At 63.2% G+C, this 19719-nt stretch carries 16 protein-coding genes; 9 read left to right on the top strand and 7 right to left on the bottom strand.

Features of this window, described 5'->3' with window-relative positions; translation table 11 throughout:
- The first annotated feature begins 1 nt into the window (after position 1).
- The 3 genes from pdxR to AC0L24_RS12290 all read left to right on the top strand — a co-directional run bounded on the left by pdxR (position 2) and on the right by AC0L24_RS12290 (position 4677).
- On the top strand, positions 2–1495 hold the full coding sequence (pdxR, locus tag AC0L24_RS12300) for a MocR-like pyridoxine biosynthesis transcription factor PdxR (protein WP_127399042.1): 1494 nt from the start codon (positions 2–4) through the stop codon (positions 1493–1495).
- Between the two features lie 189 nt (positions 1496–1684).
- On the top strand, positions 1685–3274 hold the full coding sequence (locus tag AC0L24_RS12295) for a trimethylamine methyltransferase family protein (protein ID WP_127395777.1): 1590 nt from the start codon (positions 1685–1687) through the stop codon (positions 3272–3274).
- A 173-nt stretch (positions 3275–3447) separates the two neighbouring features.
- Positions 3448–4677, top strand: a complete 1230-nt coding sequence (locus tag AC0L24_RS12290) for an aromatic ring-hydroxylating oxygenase subunit alpha (protein WP_292702017.1) — start codon at positions 3448–3450, stop codon at positions 4675–4677.
- A gap of 45 nt (positions 4678–4722) precedes the next feature.
- Here AC0L24_RS12290 and AC0L24_RS12285 read toward each other — a convergent pair whose 3' ends face one another.
- The 4 genes from AC0L24_RS12285 to AC0L24_RS12270 form a co-directional block, all read right to left on the bottom strand.
- Positions 4723–5121: a hypothetical protein gene (locus tag AC0L24_RS12285; protein WP_127317745.1), complete on the bottom strand. Its 399-nt coding sequence runs from the start codon at positions 5119–5121 to the stop codon at positions 4723–4725.
- 64 nt (positions 5122–5185) lie between these two features.
- Positions 5186–6574, bottom strand: a complete 1389-nt coding sequence (gene chrA, locus AC0L24_RS12280; RefSeq protein WP_292702014.1) for a chromate efflux transporter — start codon at positions 6572–6574, stop codon at positions 5186–5188.
- Positions 6571–7389, bottom strand: coding sequence for a chromate resistance protein ChrB domain-containing protein (locus AC0L24_RS12275; protein ID WP_292702011.1), 819 nt, complete (start codon positions 7387–7389; stop codon positions 6571–6573). Before AC0L24_RS12275 ends, chrA begins: the two co-directional genes overlap by 4 nt.
- Positions 7390–7603: 214 nt before the next feature.
- A complete protein-coding gene (locus AC0L24_RS12270; protein ID WP_023811496.1) occupies positions 7604–9409 on the bottom strand; it encodes an IlvD/Edd family dehydratase in 1806 nt (601 codons plus the stop codon).
- A gap of 146 nt (positions 9410–9555) precedes the next feature.
- Between AC0L24_RS12270 and AC0L24_RS12265 the strand changes: the two genes are divergently transcribed.
- A complete protein-coding gene (locus AC0L24_RS12265; protein WP_013528005.1) occupies positions 9556–10008 on the top strand; it encodes an SRPBCC family protein in 453 nt (150 codons plus the stop codon).
- Positions 10009–10029: 21 nt separating this feature from the next.
- On the opposite strand, the gene AC0L24_RS12260 is transcribed toward AC0L24_RS12265, so the two are convergent.
- The gene (locus tag AC0L24_RS12260; protein ID WP_473563746.1) at positions 10030–11211 is read right to left on the bottom strand and encodes an Mrp/NBP35 family ATP-binding protein; all 1182 of its coding nucleotides are present in this window, start codon (positions 11209–11211) and stop codon (positions 10030–10032) included.
- Between the two features lie 269 nt (positions 11212–11480).
- Between AC0L24_RS12260 and AC0L24_RS12255 the strand changes: the two genes are divergently transcribed.
- Complete coding sequence (locus AC0L24_RS12255) at positions 11481–11858, top strand: VOC family protein (protein ID WP_027039668.1); 378 nt, start codon at positions 11481–11483, stop codon at positions 11856–11858.
- Between the two features lie 11 nt (positions 11859–11869).
- Here the strand turns inward: AC0L24_RS12255 and AC0L24_RS12250 are convergent, their stop codons facing one another.
- Positions 11870–12874 (bottom strand): anion permease, encoded by a 1005-nt coding sequence (locus AC0L24_RS12250; protein ID WP_473563745.1) that lies wholly within the window; start codon positions 12872–12874, stop codon positions 11870–11872.
- 3 nt (positions 12875–12877) lie between these two features.
- Positions 12878–13519: a DUF47 domain-containing protein gene (locus AC0L24_RS12245; protein WP_127267007.1), complete on the bottom strand. Its 642-nt coding sequence runs from the start codon at positions 13517–13519 to the stop codon at positions 12878–12880.
- A 151-nt stretch (positions 13520–13670) separates the two neighbouring features.
- Between AC0L24_RS12245 and AC0L24_RS12240 the strand changes: the two genes are divergently transcribed.
- The 4 genes from AC0L24_RS12240 to fdhF all read left to right on the top strand — a co-directional run bounded on the left by AC0L24_RS12240 (position 13671) and on the right by fdhF (position 19717).
- The gene (locus AC0L24_RS12240) at positions 13671–14585 is read left to right on the top strand and encodes a LysR family transcriptional regulator (RefSeq protein WP_127267008.1); all 915 of its coding nucleotides are present in this window, start codon (positions 13671–13673) and stop codon (positions 14583–14585) included.
- Between the two features lie 176 nt (positions 14586–14761).
- On the top strand, positions 14762–15241 hold the full coding sequence (locus AC0L24_RS12235) for a formate dehydrogenase subunit gamma (protein WP_023811689.1): 480 nt from the start codon (positions 14762–14764) through the stop codon (positions 15239–15241).
- Entirely contained in the window at positions 15238–16794 is a 1557-nt protein-coding gene (locus AC0L24_RS12230) for a formate dehydrogenase beta subunit (RefSeq protein ID WP_128287515.1), read from the top strand. Before AC0L24_RS12235 ends, AC0L24_RS12230 begins: the two co-directional genes overlap by 4 nt.
- Positions 16795–16804: 10 nt before the next feature.
- On the top strand, positions 16805–19717 hold the full coding sequence (gene fdhF, locus AC0L24_RS12225) for a formate dehydrogenase subunit alpha (protein ID WP_473563744.1): 2913 nt from the start codon (positions 16805–16807) through the stop codon (positions 19715–19717).
- Positions 19718–19719: the final 2 nt, after the last annotated feature.

Below are 19719 nucleotides of genomic sequence, written 5' to 3'. Positions count from 1 at the left end.
CATGCCACAGCGAAACGACACGGCGATATGGTCCGGCCTGTTCCGGATTTCGGCCGAATCCGGCCAAACCCTGCAGGCGCAGATCCGCCAGGCCATCGTAGCCGCCATTCTCGACCGCCAGATCGCCGCTTCGATGCCGCTTCCTTCCTGCCGGATCCTGGCCGAAAAACTTGGTGTGGCTCGCGGAACCGTGGTGCTGGCGTTCCAGCAGCTCGTCGACCAGGGTTTCCTGGTGGCGCGCGAGCGGCGTGGCCATTTCGTCAATCCCGATGTGCTGGCGACACCGGCCAAGCCCCACCAGAAGGCGCCCGACCAGGCCAACGAGATCGACTGGAAGGCACGCCGCAAGATCGCCGCAAGCGACATGCCGCCGCCAGCGAAGCACGAGAACTGGATCAAGTCGTCCTATCCCTTCGTCTACGGGCAGTTCGACCCGGCGCTGTTCCCGACCGCCGAGTGGCGCGAGTGCAACCGCATGGCGCTTGCCGTGCTGGAAATCCGTAACTGGGCGTCCGACATGGTCGACCGTGACGATCCGCTGCTGATCGAGCAGATCCAGGCGCGGCTCCTGCCCCGGCGCGGCATCTTCGCCAATCCGGACGAGATCATCGTCACGCTGGGCGCTCAGAACGCGCTCTACATGCTGGCGACGCTGCTGATGTCCAAAGGCTCCAAGGTGGCGATGGAAGACCCGGGCTATCCCGACGCCCGCTCGATCTTCCGCCTTGCGGGCGCGGAGATACAGCCGGTACCGGTTGACCAGTCCGGCATCGTAACTGCTTCTATCCCCAACGATTCCGGCTTCGTCTTCGTCACGCCCAGCCATCATTGCCCGACCATGGTGCCGTTGTCGGCGGAGCGGCGGCAGGATCTTCTGGCGCGCGCCAACCGCTACAACCAGATCATCATCGAGGACGGCTATGACAGCCAGCTTCTCGACGAGGCACCGCAGCAAGCGCTGAAGAGCCTCGATCGCTCCGGCCGCGTCGTCTATGTCGGCTCGATGTCCAAGACGTTGGCTCCCGGCCTGCGGCTCGGGTACATCGTGGCGTCCGCTGGACTAATCTCCGAGCTGCGGGCTCTGCGCCGCTTCATGCTGCGTCACCCGCCGGCCAACAATCAGCGCGCCGTAGCGCTGTTCCTGTCGCTCGGCCACCACGAGGCGCTGGTGCGGCGGCTGTCTTCAGCCTTCGATGAGCGGCGCAAGCGGCTGGTCCATGCGATTTCCGCCTTCCTGCCGGAATGGCGTTCGACCGATTCGGCCGGCGGCACGTCGCTGTGGCTCGAAGGGCCGCGCGGCACCGATTCGCGCGGGCTGGCCGAGGCAGCCGCCTCGCGCAGCGTCATCATCGAGCCAGGCGACCGTTTCTTCGATCGCACTGAAAAGCCTTCGCGTTTCATGCGGCTGGGCATCTCGTCGATCGCACTGCAGCACATCGAGCCAGGCATTCGCGAACTGGCCACGGCCGCCGGACGCAGACCCGCGGCCGCCTGACCCATCGTCGATCTCTCGTGACCGGAGCCGTTCGCAGCGGCTCCGGTATTTTAGCTCTGGCACATGGAACTGGGCCAGCTGGCCCATAGGATGAGCCAGTGCCAGCGGCATAGTCGGCGTCAGGGGAAGAAGCAGGCCGATGGTGGAGCAACCGCCACGAGTTCCTGCCGACGACGGTGGAGTGCTTCCATGCCAGTGGCTGTCGAACAGCAGGACACGCCGGCGAACCGTCGTCCGCAGCGCTCCGGTCTTCGCGAAACAGGACATGCCATGCGATCATCTCCCCTGGTGGAGGATACCAGACCCCAGCACAAGGCCATCGAGGGCGGCGGCTACGGGCCGCTGCGCGGGGATGACCGCGAGCGTATCCACGAGGGCGTGATGACGCTTTTGGAGACAGTGGGTTTCGCCAACGCCATTCCTTCCTGCATAAAGGTGCTGACCAAGGTGGGGGCGGTCCACGGCGACGATGGCCGGGTCCGCTTTCCGCGCGCGCTCGTGCTCGACACCATCAAGCGGGCGGCACGACATTTCACGCTTCATGGCCAGGACCCCAGGCACGACATGGTGGTCCAGGGCAAGCGCGTGCACTACGGCACGGCAGGCATCGCCGTGCACCTGGTGGATCTGGAGAAGCGCGAGTACCGCGAGTCCAAGCTGCAGGATATTTATGATGCCGCCCGCATCGTCGACGGGCTGGACAACATCCATTTCTTCCAGCGGCCGATGGTGGCGCGCGACATCGCCGATCCGCTCGAGATGGATTTCAACACGCTTTATGCCTGTGTGATGGGAACATCGAAGCACGTCGGAACATCCTTCACCGTGCGTGAGAACGTGAAGCCTGCGCTTGAAATGCTGTACGCCATCGCCGGCGGCGAGGAGAATTTCCGTGCCCGGCCGTTCGTTTCCAACTCCAACTCATTCGTCGTGCCGCCAATGAAGTTCGCCGAGGATGCCTGCGGCGTGCTTGAGGCCTGCGTCGAAGGCGGCATCCCGATCCTGCTGCTGTCGACCGGCCAGTCCGGCACCACGGCACCCGCGGCGATGGCCGGCGCCGTCGTGCAAGCAGTGGCCGAAGTGCTGGCCGGCCTGGTCTATGTCAACGCGCTCAAGCCCGGCCATCCGGCGATCTTCGGCGCATGGCCGTTCATGTCGGACCTGCGCACCGGCGCCATGGCGGGCGGGTCGGCCGAGCAGTCGGTGGCAACGGCGGCCTGTGCCCAGATGGCGCAATTCTACGACCTGCCCGGTGGCTCCGCCGCCGGCATGACGGATTCGAAATTGCCCGATATTCAGTCCGGCTACGAAAAGGGCATCACCAATGTGATGGCCGGCCTCTCCGGCCTCAACCTCGTCTACGAGGCGGCCGGCATGCATGCCTCGCTGCTCGGCTTCTGCCTGGAGAGCCTGGTCATCGACAACGACATGCTCGGTCATTGCCTAGGCTGCGCGCGTGGCATCGACGTGACTGACGAGGCCCTGTCGATCGACAGCATCGCCGAGGTCTGCCTCAAGGGGCCGGGCCACTATCTCGACAACGAACAAACGCTCAAGCTGATGCAGACCGAGCACTTCTATCCCGCCCTCGGCGATCGTTCCTCGCCGAAGGAATGGAACGAAAAAGGCCGGCCTGATATATTGCTGCGTGCGATCACCGAGAAGAAACGCATTCTTGCCGAGCGATTTCCGCGCCACGTGCCAAAACAGGTCGACGACAGATTGCGTGCCCGCTTCGGCAACCTGATCCACCTGCCGCGCACGCAAATGGGCGGCTGACCGGAGACGAGTTCGTGCAGCCATACAGCCACCACCCGGAGCCAATTCAGGACGGAAAACCGCTTCACACTTTTCCTGGAATTGCGCTCTTCGTTTGACGCAATTCCTAACAGAAAACCGCTTCACACTTTTCCTGGAATTGCTCCGGGATCAACCATCGGGCAGAACGACAAATGAGTGTGCATCCTATCCAGCAAGCACCCACCGACGGCGACGCGATCGATCGGCTGGTGGCATCTCATCGGCCAGGTCACGGCCTGGTGCGTGCCTTCTATCATGATTCGGCGATCTTCGAGCGCGACATGGAACGTGTCTTTCGCCGCCACTGGCACTGCCTGGCGCATGCCAGCGTCATCGCGAACCCGGGCGATTTCGAGCTGTTCAAGCTGGGTGACGAGGCGGTCATCCTGACGCGCGGCATGGATGGCACCGTGCATGCCATGCTCAATGTCTGCCGCCACCGTGGTGCCGAGGTCTGCACCAAGGAGAAGGGCAATGCGAAGATGTTCGTGTGCCCCTACCACGCATGGGCCTATTCCAATGACGGATCCTTGCGTGCCGCGCGCCTGATGCCAAAGGATTTCGACCGCTCGGCGCACGGGCTGAAGAAGCTTCATGTCCGCGTCGCTTCCGGGCTGGTCTTCATTTCCTTCGCCGAGACGCCGCTCGATTTCGATCCGATCGAACAGTCGCTGCGCACGAGTTGCGGCCAATATGGCTGGGGCGACGCCAAGGTGGCGTATCGTCAGTCCTATGCGCTCGACGCCAACTGGAAGCTCGCCGTCGAGAACTATGTCGAATGTTACCATTGCGGGCCGGCGCATCCGGAATATTCGCAGACGCATGCGCTGGAAAAACCGGCCGAGATGATCGAGCAGCTCAATGCGGCGATGGAGCAACGCACCTGCGCGCTCGGCATCGAGATCGGCAGCGCCAACCGCTGGCAGAACTCGGCCGCCGGACAGGAGGCGATCCACACTTTCCGCTATGCGCTCTATGACGGCGTTTCCAGCGGCAGCAAGGACGGCTCGCCGGTCGCGCCGCTGATGGGCCGTTTCACCGACTATGATGGTGGCGTGACATCGATCCATCTTGGCGGTACGACCTTTCTCGTCTGTTATCCCGATCACGGCATGATCTATCGTTTCATCCCGAAAACAGCTGGTACCTGTGAGATGGAGCTGATCTGGCTGGTGCGCGGCGACGCGGTCGAGGGCCAGGGCTACGATCTGGAGAAGCTGACCTGGCTGTGGAAGGTCACCACCGAAGAGGACAAGAAGATCATCGAGCACACCGCGCGCGGCGTGCGTTCGCACTATTTCGTGCCCGGACCGATCGCGCCGATGGAATACAACGAACTGCGCTACATCGGCTGGTATCTCGAGGAGATCAGCCGGGCCTGATCGGCTCGGCTGCCGCGGGGGATCAGGCAGATCTTGCCTTTCGCGTCATTCCGCGCTGAGCCCGTATCGGTCGACGACTTCAGCGTTGATGAGCTTGGCATGCAGCGTCATCAGCACGATCTGCGCGTCGAGGCTGTCGCCGGTTTCAAGCGCCGCCTCGATGCGACGCTCGGCTTCCAGCGTCCGCTCATGGCCATTGGCTTGCTCGAAGGTTTCCGGACCCGCGATGCAATAGCTGCATAATTGTGCCACCGACGCATAGGTGCCCGGCGGCGGCTCGTCGGGCCAGCGATCCTTCATCAGGTTGACGATGGTAAGCTTCACGCCCTCCGGCACAAGGGCTGGATGCAGATCGGCGCCGCGCAAGGCATCGTCGAGCTGCCTCAAGTCGCCCGAACGGCCGAACATTCCGAGGAAGCCGAGGGAAGAGCGCCGTCCGGCCATGATGTTTCCTTCCGTTTCCAGCCCACTTAGGTGGTGGGCAAGCGGATTACAAAGGCGGTGCTGTCTAACCAGCCGCCGCCAGCAAGACCCCTGCAAGGGCGGATAGTGCGAGTGTCGGCAGCATGCCGACTTTCAGCTTCAGGATGGCGACCATGGCGGCCACGGATAGCAAGGCCGCACGCCAGTCGATGGACGAAAGCACCGGCACGTTCATGCCAAGCCCCGTCGCGTGCACCTCACGGAAAATGACATGCAAAGCAAACCATAGGGCCAGATTCATGATCACCCCAACAATTGCGGCGGTGATCGCGCCCAGTGCGGCCGACAATGCCTTGTTGCCGCGCAAGGCCTCGATGTAGGGCGCCCCGAGGAATATCCAGAAGAAGCAGGGCGTGAACGTCACCCACAGGGTGAGCAGCGCCCCCAGCGATCCGGCAAGTAACGGGTCGAGCGAGCCGGAATGGCGGAACGCGGCGATGAAGCCGACGAACTGCAGCACCAGGATGAGCGGTCCTGGCGTCGTTTCTGCAAGTCCAAGACCGTCCACCATTTCACCCGGCGCCAGCCAGCCGAAAGACTGGACGGCTGCCTGCGCGACATAGGCGAGCACCGCATAGGCGCCACCGAAGGTGACGACAGCCATCAGGCTGAAGAACCGGCCTATCTCGGTCCAGACGCTTGCGGAGCCGGTGAACCACCAGATCAAAAGAACAGGCCCGAGCCAGATCGGCAGCCAGATGGCGAGGGTGCGCGGCGCGTGCCATTTGGTCGGTTTGACATGGGCCAGTTCGCCACGCTCGAACATCAGGTCGACCGCTCCCTTGGAGTCGGCAACACCGTCTTTGCCATGGGCCGAGCCGGAAAACAGGCCGGGAGCAACGCGGTCCCCCAGCCATCCCGTCAGGCCGGCGAGAAGGACGATGAGCGGAAACGGCACATTCAACGCATAGATGGCGATGAACGCCGCGACCGCGATCGACACCATGACCGGATTTTTCAGGGCGCGTCGCCCGATCCGGATCACCGCCTCGATGACAATGGCGAGCACCGCCGCCTTCACCCCGAAAAACAGCGCCGCGACGAGCGGCATGTCGCCATAGAGGACGTACAGGCTGCTCAAGGCGAGCATGACGAGCGCGCCCGGCACGACGAACAGGATGCCGGCAACAAGGCCACCGGCCGTCCTGTGCAGCAGCCAACCGATGTAGATGGCGAGTTGCTGGGCTTCCGGGCCAGGCAGCAGCATGCAGTAATTCAACGCATGCAGGAAACGCCGTTCCCCGATCCAGCGCCGCTCCTCGACCAGTTCCTTGTGCATCAGCGCGATCTGCCCGGCCGGTCCGCCAAAGCTGAGCAATCCGATCCTCGCCCAGACCTTCACCGCCTCGGTGAAGGTCGGTGCAGCCGGAACCGGGATGTTTTCCGCTGTATCCGCCGGGACGAGAGCGCTCATGTCGGTTTCCCCGCAGCCGGCCAGTTGTGCGTTTCTTCGGTGGCGTCGCGACACCAGCGGAAGAACGCGTCGTAGAGCAGCATGCCTGCTTCCAGTTGTTCCAAATCGTCGCGGTACATACGCGACAGACCGAGCGAGGCAGCCAGAAAGCCGGCCGCCTGGGGCACCAGGTCGAGGCTTGCAGTGTCGGCCGCGCGCACGATTGCGGCGAGGCGATCGAGCGCCCCGGATTCCAACCCGAACTCCTCGATCATGATGTCGAAGGTGCAGCGTTCGCCGCGATGGCTCCAGAACACATTGTCGATGTCGAACGGCACGGCCTGAAAGCGGTCGGCAACAGCCAGTACTTCAGCGGGTTCGACAAACAGGAACACCGCGTCAGGGTCGAGGAAACGCCGGATCAGCCATGGGCAAGCGATGCGGTCGACCTTCGGGCGGGATCGCGTCACCCAGACGGTGGCGCCCTTTTCATTGCGTGGCGGCAACTTGGCGGTGCGGACCAGAAGCCCCCCGGCATCGCGCCAGGCCTCAAAGCCGCCTTCAAGGGATTCGGCTGATATCCCCTCATGGCGCATCCATGCGACGACGCCTTGCGAGAGCTTTTGCCCCTTCTGGCAGACGACGGCCACAGGCTTGCCGGCGAATGCAGCGGCCCAGGTCGAAACGGTTTTGAAATCGCGCCGGCACGAGGCCGGCAACAGGCGCGGATCGGCTTCGAAATCTTCTTCGATGCGAACATCGATGATGACAGGTGCACCCGGCAGACCTATGAGCCGGGACAATTGCGGTACGGTGATAGCGGTTGTTGACGGCATGGCGTCCACCTCCTGAAAAGAGAAGCTTGGACGCGAACGTTGGGCTGACGCCTCACGGGGTCGTCGCGATGCACCCCTTGTCATGATGGTGGATTTGTTGGGCGCGCTTGTCAAGGACGGTGACCGTTCTCGACCTACCCGGCCGGGATGCAACACACTGACCGGAAAACCGATGGCGGCCTGATTTGATCAAGCCGCCATCCGTCAATTCAGATCAATGATTGTCTCTGGGGACACCGCTGGTGTGCGCGACATCCTGGTATTTCACCGCCGGCTTCAGCACCATCCCCTCCGAGAACTGCGCGACCATGCCGCGCTGGATCTCCTGCCAGGGTGTCTGGTGCTTGGGATAGTGGAAGCCGCCATTGTTCTGCAACTCGGCGCGGCGCCGGGTGATCTCGTCGTCGGTGACGAGGATGTCGGCCGTACCCTTGCGCAAGTCGATGCGGACACGATCGCCCGTCTTGAGCAGCGCCAGTCCGCCGCCGATCGCGGCTTCCGGCGAGGCGTTGAGGATCGACGGCGAACCCGACGTGCCCGACTGGCGGCCGTCACCGATGCAAGCGAGCGCGTGGATGCCCTTCTTGATGAGATAGGCCGGCGGCTGCATGTTGACGACCTCGGCACCGCCGGGATAGCCGACCGGGCCGGCGCCCCGCATGAACAGGATGGTGTGTTCGTCAATGCCTTGCGCCGGGTCGTCGATGCGGGCGTGGTAATCCTCCGGCCCGTCGAAAACCATGGCGTTGCCTTCGAAAGCTTCGGGATCCTTGGGGTTGGAGAGATAGCGTTCGCGGAATTCCGGCGAGATGCCGCTGGTCTTCATGATCGCCGAATCGAACAGATTGCCCCGAAGATTAATGAAGCCGGCATTGGCCTTCAGCGGCTTGGCGACAGAGCGGATGACGTCGGGATTTTCGTTGGCGACGCCCTCGCTGTTCTCACCGATCGACTTGCCGTTGACGGTGCGCGCGCCGGGATGCGGCAACAGCCCGCCCTTCATCAGTTCGGCGATGACCGCCGGCACGCCGCCGGCATGATGGTAGTCCTCGCCGAGATATTCGCCCGTCGGCTGCAAATTGACCAGCAGCGGCACATTGAGGCCGACCGTCTGCCAGTCGTCATTGTCGAGCTTGACCCCAAGGTGACGGGCGATGGCGTTGAGATGGATAGGCGCGTTGGTCGAGCCGCCAATGGCCGAATTGACGACGATGGCGTTCTCGAAAGCCTCTCTCGTCATGATGTCGGACGGCTTCAGATCCTCATGCACCATCTCGACGATGCGTTTTCCGGTCTCATAGGAAATCTGGCCGCGCTCGCGGTAGGGCGCGGGAATAGCAGCCGAGCCCGGCAACTGCATGCCAAGCGCCTCGGCCAGCGAGTTCATCGTGGTGGCGGTGCCCATGGTGTTGCAATAGCCGGTGGACGGCGCCGACGAGGCGACGATGTCCATGAACTCGTCATAATCGATTTCGCCGGCCGACAGGCGCTGGCGTGATTCCCAGACGATGGTGCCTGAGCCGGTGCGCTTGCCCTTGTGCCAGCCATTGAGCATCGGCCCGACCGACAAGGCGATCGCCGGGATGTTGACGGTGGCCGCCGCCATCAGCAGGGCCGGCGTCGTCTTGTCGCAACCGATGGTCAGCACGACGCCATCGAGCGGATAGCCGTAGAGCACTTCGACAAGGCTGAGATAGGCAAGGTTGCGGTCAAGTGCCGCGGTCGGGCGCTTGCCGGTCTCCTGGATCGGATGGCAGGGGAATTCGAAAGGAATGCCGCCCATCGAGACGATGCCTTCGCGCACACGCTTGGCGAGTTCGATATGGTGACGGTTGCAAGGCGACAGATCCGAGCCGGTCTGGGCGATGCCGATCAGCGGCTTGCCGGACATCAGTTCGGCGCGCGTCAGGCCGTAATTGAGATAACGCTCGAGATAGAGCGCCGTCATGCCCGGATTGTCGGGATTGTCGAACCACTCCTGCGAGCGAAATTTTTTCTTATGGGTGGGGGCGCCTGCCATCATGGTCTCCGTATTTGTAAGACAAATCGATATGGCAACGCGCGGGAGCAGGCAAGAGGGCGTGCGGTCGCAACCGGACTTTGGTGCGATAGACACGCACCGAGCCGTGCGTTACGGGTTCGGGCAGTCTTGTCCGGGAGGTTTTCATGGCTTTGGTGATCGAAGGCGAGGAGCGCATTGCCGCACCGCTGCAAAAAGTGTGGGAAGCGCTGAACGATCCCGAGGTCTTGAAGGCGACCATTCCCGGGTGCCAGAGCCTGGAGATGAAGTCGCCGACCGAGATGGCGGCAACCGTGGTGGTGAAGATCGGACCGATCAAGGCGACGTTCAACGGCGAAGTGACGCTGAAGAACCTGAAGCCGCCGCACTCCTACACCATCCAGGGCGAAGGCAAGGGCGGCATTGCAGGCTTCGCCAAGGGGGGCGCCGACGTGACGCTGACGGCGGATGGACCCGACGCCACGATATTGAACTACGCGGCCAAGGCCGATGTCGGGGGCAAGATCGCACAGCTTGGCAGCCGCCTGATCGAATCGACCTCGAAGAAACTGGCTGGACAGTTTTTTTCCAGCTTTGGCGAGAAGGTCGGCGCGGCCTAGGCTGCAGCACGGCGGCGCCTGCTATTCAAACACAATACTCGGCACGGCAGCAGCAGCCGCACCACGCTCTTCGTTGACCCGGTCCCAGACCTTCGAGGCGATGTCGCGGTAGATTTTCGCTTCGGGGCCATCGGGCTTGGAGACGACAACCGGCGTGCCGGCATCCGAGCTCTCGCGAATGCCCATTTCGAGCGGCACCTCACCGAGGAAGGTGACGCCGAGGCGCTCGGCCTCGCGGCGGGCGCCGCCATGGCCAAAGATGTCGTAGCGCTTGCCGGTGTCCGGGGCGATGAAATAGCTCATGTTCTCGACGATGCCGAGCAACGGGACGTCGACCTTCTTGAACATGTTGAGGCCTTTTCGCGCGTCGATCAGGGCCAGGTCCTGTGGCGTCGAGACGATGACAGCACCAGCCAGCGGCACCTGCTGGGCCATGGTCAACTGCGCGTCGCCAGTGCCGGGCGGCATGTCGACGACGAGCACGTCGAGACGGCCCCATTCGACCTCGCGCAGCATCTGCGTCAGCGCCGACATCACCATCGGGCCGCGCCAGATCATCGGCGTTTCCTCGTCGACGAGGAAACCCATCGACATTACCTTCAGGCCGTAATTCTCCATCGGTTTCAGGATCTTGCCGTCGACGGTCTGCGGCCGGCCGTGGATGTTGAGCAGCCTGGGCATGGACGGTCCGTAGATGTCGGCATCCAGCACGCCGACGCGCAGGCCGTTGGCGGCGAGGCCGAGCGCGATGTTGACGGCGGTGGTCGACTTGCCGACGCCGCCCTTGCCGGAAGCAACGGCAATGATCGCCTCGATACCGGGCACGCCACGTTTGCCCGAACTGTGCGAGGCGGGCGCGTGCGGAGCCGCACGCGGCGCGGCGGCAGCGGGCGCAGCCGGCGGAACGGGCCTGGGTGCGGCGCGCGACGGAACCGGCGCCTCCATGCCGCCGCCCTTCTTCTCGGCCGTCAGCGCGACGACCGCGCCGGCGACCCCGGGGATTGCCTTGACGACGCGCTCGGCGGCGGCGCGCAGCGGCTCCATTTCCTGGGCACGAGCGGCGGGAACGGTAATCGAGAAGAAGACCTTCCCGTCGGCGATGAAAATCTCCGAAACCATGCCGAGGTCGACGATGTTGCCGGTGAAATCCGGCCCGTTGACCGTCTTCAGACGCTCGGTGACGATTTCCTTGGTGACGGACATGGCAGTTTTTCCTTACGCAGCTTGCGCCTGAGATGCAGCTTGCACCTGAGATAATGCAGTTTCCGGACAGAACCAAGCCGTGGAGCAATGGCTGCCTTGGCGTGTCTGGAAAAGCGGCGGGTCCTGTCGGATTTCATCCGCGCCAAACGTCTTCCAGATAATCGAGCGCCGATGCGGCCAACAATCAGGTCGAGCGACAGTCGTCAAACGATCGCGGCGACCTATTTCGGTGACCAGCACGGGGTCGACAACCAGGAAAGGAGACCATCATGCTCGCAAACAGCAATGCAACGGCCAATCTCGCGGTGAAGGATCTCGCGAAAGCCAAGGCTTTCTATGAGGGAACGCTTGGCCTGAAACAGGTGCACGATGAGGGCGGCGAACTGATCGTCTACAAAAGCGGCGATACCACCCTCAACGTCTATCATTCTCAATTTGCCGGAACCAACAAGGCGACAGCGGTAACCTGGATGGTTGGCGACGAGATCGGCAACATCGTCAAGGAACTGAAGTCGAAGGGCGTCGCCTTCGAGCACTATCAGATGCCGGGCTTGACGCTGGAGGGCGATCTCCACGTCGGTTACGGAATGAAGGTCGCCTGGTTCAAGGACCCGGACGGCAACATCCTGAACCTTGTGGACAGGTAGATTTCTTTACGTCACCTCGCCAGGCCAACCGCCAGGTAGGTGAGCGCCGAAATCAAAGCGGTGGCCGGCAAGGTGACGATCCAGGCAATGACGATGTTGCCGGCAATGCCCCAGCGTACGGCCGAGACGCGGCGTGCGGCGCCGACGCCGATGATGGCGCCGGTGATGGTGTGCGTGGTCGATACGGGAATGCCGAGCCAGGTCGCCGCAAACAGCGTGATCGCCCCGCCGGTCTCGGCGCAAAAACCCTGCATCGGGTTCAGCCGGGTGATCTTCGAGCCCATGGTGTGGACGATGCGCCAGCCACCGAACAAGGTGCCGAGCGCCAATGCCGACTGGCAGGTGAGGACGACCCAGAGCGGTACATGGAAAGTCGTGCCGAGCATGCCTTGCGAATAGAGCAGCACGGCAATGATGCCCATGGTCTTCTGGGCGTCATTGCCGCCGTGCCCGAGTGAATAGAGCGAGGCGGAAAAGAACTGCATGACGCGGAAGGTGCTGTCGACCGCAAACGGCGTCTGGCGCACGAAGAGCCACGAGACGGCGAAAATCAGGACGAGCGCCAGGATAAAGCCGGTCGCCGGCGACAGGACGATTGCCGCAACCGTCTTGCCAAGCCCTGTCCAGACGATGGCGCCCACGCCTGCCTTTGCCACACCGGCGCCGACCAAGCCGCCGATCAGCGCATGCGAGCTGCTCGAAGGGATGCCGGCGATCCAGGTGACGATGTTCCAGACGATGGCGCCGACGAGGGCTGCAAAGATCACTGCCGGGGTGACGATGCTGACGTCGATGATACCTTTGCCTATGGTCTCGGCAACGTGGAGGCCAAAGAACATGAAGGCGATGAAATTGAAGAATGCCGCCCACAGCACCGCATATTGCGGCCGCAGCACCCTGGTGGAAACGATAGTGGCGATGGAATTGGCGGCATCGTGCAGGCCGTTGAGAAAGTCGAAGAACAGTGCGACGGCGACGAGGCCGACCAGCACGGGAAAGGCAATGGTGGCTTCCATCACCTAGACATTCTCAATCACGATGCCGCTGATCTCGTTGGCGACGTCCTCGAAGCGGTCGACCACTTTTTCCAGTTGGCCATAAATCTCGCTGCCGATCATGTACGCCATCGGATCGCTGCTGCCGTGCTTCCTGAAGAGATCCTTCAGCCCTTGCTCGTGCAGGTCGTCGGCCCGGCTTTCGACGCGCATCACCTCTTCGGCGATGGCGTTGAGGCGCACCGTGTGCGTCGCGACCTTGTTGAGCAGCGGGATCGCCTCGGCCACCAGCTTGGCGGCGGCGACGATGACGCCACCCATTTCCTGCATCAGCGGATCGAATTCCTTGCGCTCGAACAGCTTCACCGTCTTGACCGTCTTGTGCATCATGTCGATGGCATCATCCATCGACTGGATCAGGTCCTTGATGTCGCCGCGATCGAAAGGCGTGATGAAGGAGCGCCGCACCGCCAGCAGGACTTCCGCGGTGATGTGGTCGGCCTCATCTTCGAGATCGACGATTTTCTGGCACCAGAGGTCGATATCCCTGCCCTGGAGAAGCTGCTCCAGCGCCTCGGCGCCGCCGACCACGGTGCGCGAATGTCGTTCGAACAGGTCGAAGAAGCGATCTTCGCGCGGCAGAAGCTTGCGGAACCAGCCCAGCATGGTCGATCTCCCAGTTTCATCCACATAGCGCCGCATCGCGCCGCGGGAAACAGGTAGCCGGCTTAAAGGTGTGGATGCAGGGCAATTGTGCATCGCGCTTGCGGTGAGGCGCGATTTCCCCGACCTTGCAGCGAACCACCGGAAAGATCGCATGATCGACAAGCTGGAATTCTTCATCGCGCTCGCCAGGGAGGAGCATTTCGGCCGGGCGGCGGAGGTATGCGGCGTCACCCAGCCGACGCTCTCGGCCGGCATCAAGCAGTTGGAGGGCCAGCTTGGCGTCATGCTGGTCCTGCGCGGCTCACGCTTCCAGGGGCTGACGCCGGAGGGAAAACAGGTGCTGGTGTGGGCACGCCGCATCGTCGGCGACACCAGGACCATGCGCGAGGAAATGCGCGCGGCGCGCCACGGACTTTCGGGCCGTATCCGCATCGCCGCCATTCCGACGGCGCTCGCCATGCTGCCGCGGCTGACGACGCCGTTTCGCGAAAAGCATCCAGGCGTCACCTTTTCGGTGCTGTCGCGGACCTCGATCGAGGTGCTGTCGCTGCTCGGCAATTTCGACATCGATGCCGGCATCACCTATCTCGACAACGAGCCGCTGGGGCGGGTGACCAGCGTGCCGCTCTATGACGAGCGCTATCAATTGATCACCGCGATGGGAAATCCCTATTCCGACCGCGACAAAGTGACATGGGCGGAGCTCTCAAGCCTGCCGCTATGCCTGTTGACGCCAGACATGCAGAACCGCCGCATCATCGATCAGCATCTGGCCGAAGCCGGCGTGCAGGTGCGGCCGACGCTGGAATCCAATTCGATGATCGTGCTGTTTTCGCACATCCGCACCGGCAAATGGTCGTCGATCATGCCGCTCAACCTTGCGGAAACATTCGGTTTTTCCGAGCCGATCCGGGCCATTCCGATCGTCGAGCCAGACGCCAGCCACACGGTCGGCCTGGTGGCGACACCGCGCGAACCGCACACACCTTTGGTCTCGGCGCTGCTGGACGAGGCAATGGCGCTGGCGGACGATTTCCACGCCAACCGTTCCGCTAGACAGAGTTAGCCGAACGGAGCGATAGAAAATTTCTATCGTGCAACGAAACCGCTTTATTGATTTCAGAGGTTTTCTCTGGTTTCTTAAGCACTTAGCGATAAAGCGGCACGCGCATGTCGTTGTTCCAAAACAGCTTGATGCTTCTGGCCGATATGTATGGGTCGCTACGATAGGGAGGGCGCTGCATGACAATGCAGCCTGCAAGTACCGAGATCACGTCGCGCACGGCCGCGATCATCCAGGAGATGAAGGGCCTCGAAGGCCCGTTGCTGCCGATCCTCCACGGCATCCAGGAAGAGTTCGGCCATGTGCCCAAGGATGCGCTGCCGGTCATCGCCGAGGCGCTGAACATTTCCAGGGCCGAGGTGCACGGCGTCGTCAGCTTCTATCATGATTACCGCAGCCACCCGGCAGGCCGGCATGTGCTGAAGCTCTGCCAGGCGGAATCCTGCCAGTCGATGGGTTCGGACGCCATCGCCGCCAAGCTGAAGCAATTGCTGGGCATCGGCTTCCATGAGACGACCCGCGACGGTTCGGTGACGCTGGAGCCGGTCTATTGTCTCGGCCTGTGCGCCTGTTCGCCCGCCGCAATGCTGGATGGCGAGGTGATCGGGCGGCTCGATGACGAGAAGCTCGACGAGATCGTTGCAGAGGTGCGCTCATGATCCCGCGTATCTACATTCCCGGCGATTCCGGTGCGCTGGCGCTTGGCGCCGAAAAGGTCGCCAAGGCGATCGCCGGCGAACTCGCCGAGCGCGGCATCGAAGCCAAGATCGTGCGCAACGGGTCGCGCGGCGCCTATTTCCTCGAACCAATGGTCGAAGTTGCGACAGCGAACGGCCGCGTCGCCTATGGGCCGGTCAAGCCGTCCGACGTCAAAAGCCTGTTCGACGGCGGCTTCCTCACCGGCGGCCACCACAAGCGCTGGCTGGGCACGCCGGACAAGATCCCCTTCCTGGCCAAGCAGACGCGGCTGACCTTCGCGCGCTGCGGCGTCACGGATCCGCTGTCCCTCGAATCCTACAAGAAGCATGGCGGGTTGAACGGACTGACGAACGCGCTGGCACTGACGCCTGCCGACATCGTCGCCCAGGTTACCGAATCGGGCCTGCGCGGGCGCGGCGGCGCCGGCTTCCCGACCGGCATCAAGTGGAAAACGGTGCTCGATACCGCAGGCGACCGCAAATACATCGTCTGCAACGCCGACGAAGGCGATTCAGGCACCTTCGCCGACCGCATGATCATGGAGGGCGATCCGTTCGTGCTGATCGAAGGCATGACGATCGCCGGTATAGCCACGGGCGCGACCAAGGGCTTTGTCTATGTCCGCTCGGAATATCCGCATGCGGTGGCGGTGATGAACAAGGCCGTCGAGGTCGCCCGCAAGGCCGGCGTTCTTGGCGCCAGCGTGCTGGGTTCGCCCTACGCTTTCGACATGGAGATCCGGGTCGGCGCCGGCGCTTATGTCTGCGGGGAGGAGACGGCGCTGCTCGATTCGCTTGAGGGCAAGCGCGGCATGGTGCGCGCAAAGCCGCCGCTGCCGGCGCATAAGGGGCTGTTCGGCAAGCCGACGGTGATCAACAACGTCATCAGCCTAGCCTCTGTGCCCATCATCATGGACAAGGGTGCGGCCTTCTACAAGGATTTCGGCATGGGCCGTTCGCGCGGCACGATCCCGATCCAGATCGCCGGCAACGTCAAATATGCCGGCCTGTTCGAAGCCGCTTTCGGTATGACGCTAGGCGAAATCATCGACGATATCGGCGGCGGTACGGCCACGGGGCGACCGGTCAAGGCGGTGCAGGTCGGCGGGCCGCTCGGCGCCTACTTCCCGCGCGCGCTGTTCGACACGCCGTTCGATTATGAAGCCTTCGCGGCAAAGGACGGGCTGATCGGCCATGCCGGCATCGTGGTGTTCGACGACACCGCCGATATGCTGAAACAGGCGCGCTTTGCCATGGAGTTCTGCGCCATCGAAAGCTGCGGCAAGTGCACGCCCTGCCGCATCGGCTCGACGCGCGGGGTCGAGACCATCGACAGAATAGTCGCGGGCATCGAGCCGGAGAAGAACCTCGCTCTGGTCACCGACCTCTGCAACACGATGAAGTTCGGTTCGCTCTGCGCGCTGGGCGGCTTCACGCCCTATCCCGTGATGAGCTCGATTACCCATTTCCCCGACGACTTCAAGCCAGCGCCCGTGCGCGTGGCTGCCGAATAGGAACTGGCAGATGAACATCAAGGCCGACTTCCCCTCCCTCGTCGAAGAGATCGACTACGGAACCCCGCAATCGAAGGCGCAGAAGCAGGTCACGCTGAACGTCGACGGTCGCAGCATCACCGTGCCGGCAGGCACCTCGATCATGCGTGCCGCGATGGAAGGCGGGGTCGAGATCCCGAAGCTTTGCGCCACCGACATGCTGGACTCCTTCGGTTCGTGCCGTGTCTGCCTTGTCGAGATCGAAGGACGCGGCGGCACGCCGGCATCGTGCACGACGCCCGTCGGCGAAGGCATGATCGTGCGCACGCAGACCGAGCGGCTCGATGCCATTCGCCGCGGCGTCATGGAGCTCTACGTCTCCGATCATCCGACCGGCTGGAACGAACAGGCCGGAACCGGCGCGAGTGAGTTCGATGCGGTGGCGAAGTCGATCGGCCTGACCGAGAACCGCTACGGCATCGAAGGCCGCAACCACGTCAAGCCGGAAGGTGGCGTGGCGCCCGGCCATGGCTCGCTGGCGGTCGACTACATCGCCCGCGATGAATCCAACCCCTATTTCACCTATGATGCCTCGCAATGCATCGTCTGCTCGCGCTGCGTGCGGGCCTGCGAAGAGGTGCAGGGCACCTTCGCGCTGACCATCGAGGGACGAGGCTTCGAATCCCGGGTTTCGGCGGGGATGCACGAGGCGTTCATCGATTCGGAATGCGTGTCCTGCGGCGCCTGCGTGCAGGCCTGTCCGACCGATGCGCTGCGCGAGAAGACGGTGCTTGCCAAGGGCCTGCCGGAGCGCTCGGCTGTTACCACCTGCGCCTATTGCGGCGTCGGCTGCTCGTTCAAGGCCGAGGTGAAGGGTGACGAAGTCGTTCGCATGATGCCCTATAAGGAGGGGAAGGCGAACCACGGCCATTCCTGCGTCAAGGGCCGTTTCGCCTATGGCTACGCCACCCACAAGGACCGCATCCTGTCGCCGATGATCCGCGAAAAGGTCACCGACCCGTGGCGCGAAGTGAGCTGGCAAGAGGCGATCTCCCATACAGCGAAAGAATTCCGCCGCATCCAGTACCAGTACGGACGCACCGCGATCGGTGGCATCACCTCGTCGCGCTGCACCAACGAGGAAACCTATCTCGTCCAGAAGATGGTGCGGCAGGGTTTCCGCAACAACAATGTCGACACCTGCGCACGCGTCTGCCATTCGCCGACGGGCTACGGGCTCGGCCAGACCTATGGCACCTCGGCCGGCACGCAGGATTTCGATTCCGTCGACTTCACCGACGTCGCCGTCATCATCGGCGCCAATCCGGCTTCCGCTCACCCGGTGTTCGCCTCGCGGCTGAAGAAGCGGCTGCGCCAGGGCGCCAAGCTGATCGTGCTCGATCCGCGCCGCACCGAGATGGTCAAGTCGGCCCATATCGAAGCGGATTATCACCTGCCGCTGAAGCCCGGCACCAATGTGGCCGTGCTGACGGCGCTGGCGCATGTGATCGTCACCGAGGGCCTGTTCGACGAAGCCTTCATCCGCGAACGCTGCGACTGGACGGAGTTCCAGGATTGGGCATCGTTCGTAGCCTTGCCGGAAAACAGCCCCGAAACCGTCGGCAAATTGTCCGGCGTCGATCCAGAGCTGATCCGGGGCGCTGCGCGGCTCTACGCCACCGGCGGCAACGGCGCGATCTATTACGGCCTCGGCGTGACGGAACACAGCCAGGGCTCGACCACTGTGATGGCAATCGCCAATCTCGCCATGGCCACCGGCAATATCGGCCGGCCCGGCGTCGGCGTGAACCCACTGCGCGGCCAGAACAACGTGCAGGGCTCCTGCGACATGGGCTCCTTCCCGCACGAACTGCCGGGCTATCGCCACATCTCCGGCGAAGCCGTGCGCGATATCTATGAGACCTTGTGGGGCGTGAAGCTGGACGACGAACCCGGCCTGCGCATCCCCAACATGCTCGACGCCGCCGTCGACGGCAGCTTCAAGGGCATCTACATCCAGGGCGAGGACATTCTGCAGTCCGATCCCGACACCAAGCATGTCGCCGCCGGCCTTGCCGCGATGGAATGCGTCGTCGTGCATGACCTCTTCCTCAACGAGACGGCGAACTACGCGCATGTCTTCCTGCCGGGCTCGACTTTCCTGGAGAAGGACGGCACCTTCACCAACGCCGAGCGCCGCATCAACATGGTGCGCAAGGTTCTTGAGCCGAAGGCGCGCTACGCCGATTGGGAGGCGACGCAGGAGCTTGCCCGCGCGATCGGGCTGGACTGGAATTATCAGCACCCCTCCGAGATCATGGACGAGATCGCGATGACCACGCCGAGCTTCGCCGGCGTCTCCTTCGAGTTGCTCGACCGTGTCGGATCCGTGCAATGGCCCTGCAACGAGAAGGCGCCGCTCGGTACCCCGATCATGCACATCGATGCGTTCGTGCGCGGCAAGGGCAAGTTCATCCGCACCGAATATGTGGCGACGGACGAAAGGACGGGGCCGCGCTTTCCGCTGCTGCTCACCACCGGCCGCATCCTGTCGCAGTACAATGTCGGCGCGCAGACCAGGCGCACCGACAACAGCATGTGGCACTCGGAGGACCGGCTGGAGATCCATCCGCACGATGCCGAGAACCGCGGTTTGCGCGACGGCGACTGGGTCCGGCTGACCAGCCGATCGGGCGAGACGACGCTGCGCGCGCTGATCACCGACCGGGTGTCGCCCGGCGTGGTCTACACGACGTTCCATCATCCGGACACGCAGGCCAACGTCATCACCACCGACTTCTCCGACTGGGCGACCAATTGTCCGGAATACAAGGTGACGGCGGTGCAGGTCGGCGCCTCCAACGGGCCGTCGGAATGGCAGCGCGACTATGACGAGCAAGCCAAGCAGAGCCGGCGCATCGCGTCTTTGCAGGCGGCGGAGTAGTC

The organism is Mesorhizobium sp. WSM4809 (assembly GCF_055811655.1).
Note: the sequence above shows the minus strand (reverse complement) of the source record. Positions and strands in the feature narration are given on the sequence as shown.

Coding starts and splice junctions, on each gene's coding strand:
- AC0L24_RS12245 (WP_127267007.1), bottom strand. CDS start 13,519: ATGCTGGGCTGGTTCCGCAAGCTTCTGCCGCGCGAAGATCGCTTCTTC.
- AC0L24_RS12265 (WP_013528005.1), top strand. CDS start 9,556: ATGGCTTTGGTGATCGAAGGCGAGGAGCGCATTGCCGCACCGCTGCAA.
- chrA (WP_292702014.1), bottom strand. CDS start 6,574: ATGAGCGCTCTCGTCCCGGCGGATACAGCGGAAAACATCCCGGTTCCG.
- AC0L24_RS12285 (WP_127317745.1), bottom strand. CDS start 5,121: ATGGCCGGACGGCGCTCTTCCCTCGGCTTCCTCGGAATGTTCGGCCGT.
- AC0L24_RS12230 (WP_128287515.1), top strand. CDS start 15,238: ATGATCCCGCGTATCTACATTCCCGGCGATTCCGGTGCGCTGGCGCTT.
- AC0L24_RS12295 (WP_127395777.1), top strand. CDS start 1,685: ATGCCAGTGGCTGTCGAACAGCAGGACACGCCGGCGAACCGTCGTCCG.
- AC0L24_RS12255 (WP_027039668.1), top strand. CDS start 11,481: ATGCTCGCAAACAGCAATGCAACGGCCAATCTCGCGGTGAAGGATCTC.
- fdhF (WP_473563744.1), top strand. CDS start 16,805: ATGAACATCAAGGCCGACTTCCCCTCCCTCGTCGAAGAGATCGACTAC.
- AC0L24_RS12290 (WP_292702017.1), top strand. CDS start 3,448: ATGAGTGTGCATCCTATCCAGCAAGCACCCACCGACGGCGACGCGATC.
- AC0L24_RS12235 (WP_023811689.1), top strand. CDS start 14,762: ATGACAATGCAGCCTGCAAGTACCGAGATCACGTCGCGCACGGCCGCG.
- AC0L24_RS12260 (WP_473563746.1), bottom strand. CDS start 11,211: ATGTCCGTCACCAAGGAAATCGTCACCGAGCGTCTGAAGACGGTCAAC.
- pdxR (WP_127399042.1), top strand. CDS start 2: ATGCCACAGCGAAACGACACGGCGATATGGTCCGGCCTGTTCCGGATT.
- AC0L24_RS12270 (WP_023811496.1), bottom strand. CDS start 9,409: ATGGCAGGCGCCCCCACCCATAAGAAAAAATTTCGCTCGCAGGAGTGG.
- AC0L24_RS12250 (WP_473563745.1), bottom strand. CDS start 12,874: ATGGAAGCCACCATTGCCTTTCCCGTGCTGGTCGGCCTCGTCGCCGTC.
- AC0L24_RS12240 (WP_127267008.1), top strand. CDS start 13,671: ATGATCGACAAGCTGGAATTCTTCATCGCGCTCGCCAGGGAGGAGCAT.
- AC0L24_RS12275 (WP_292702011.1), bottom strand. CDS start 7,389: ATGCCGTCAACAACCGCTATCACCGTACCGCAATTGTCCCGGCTCATA.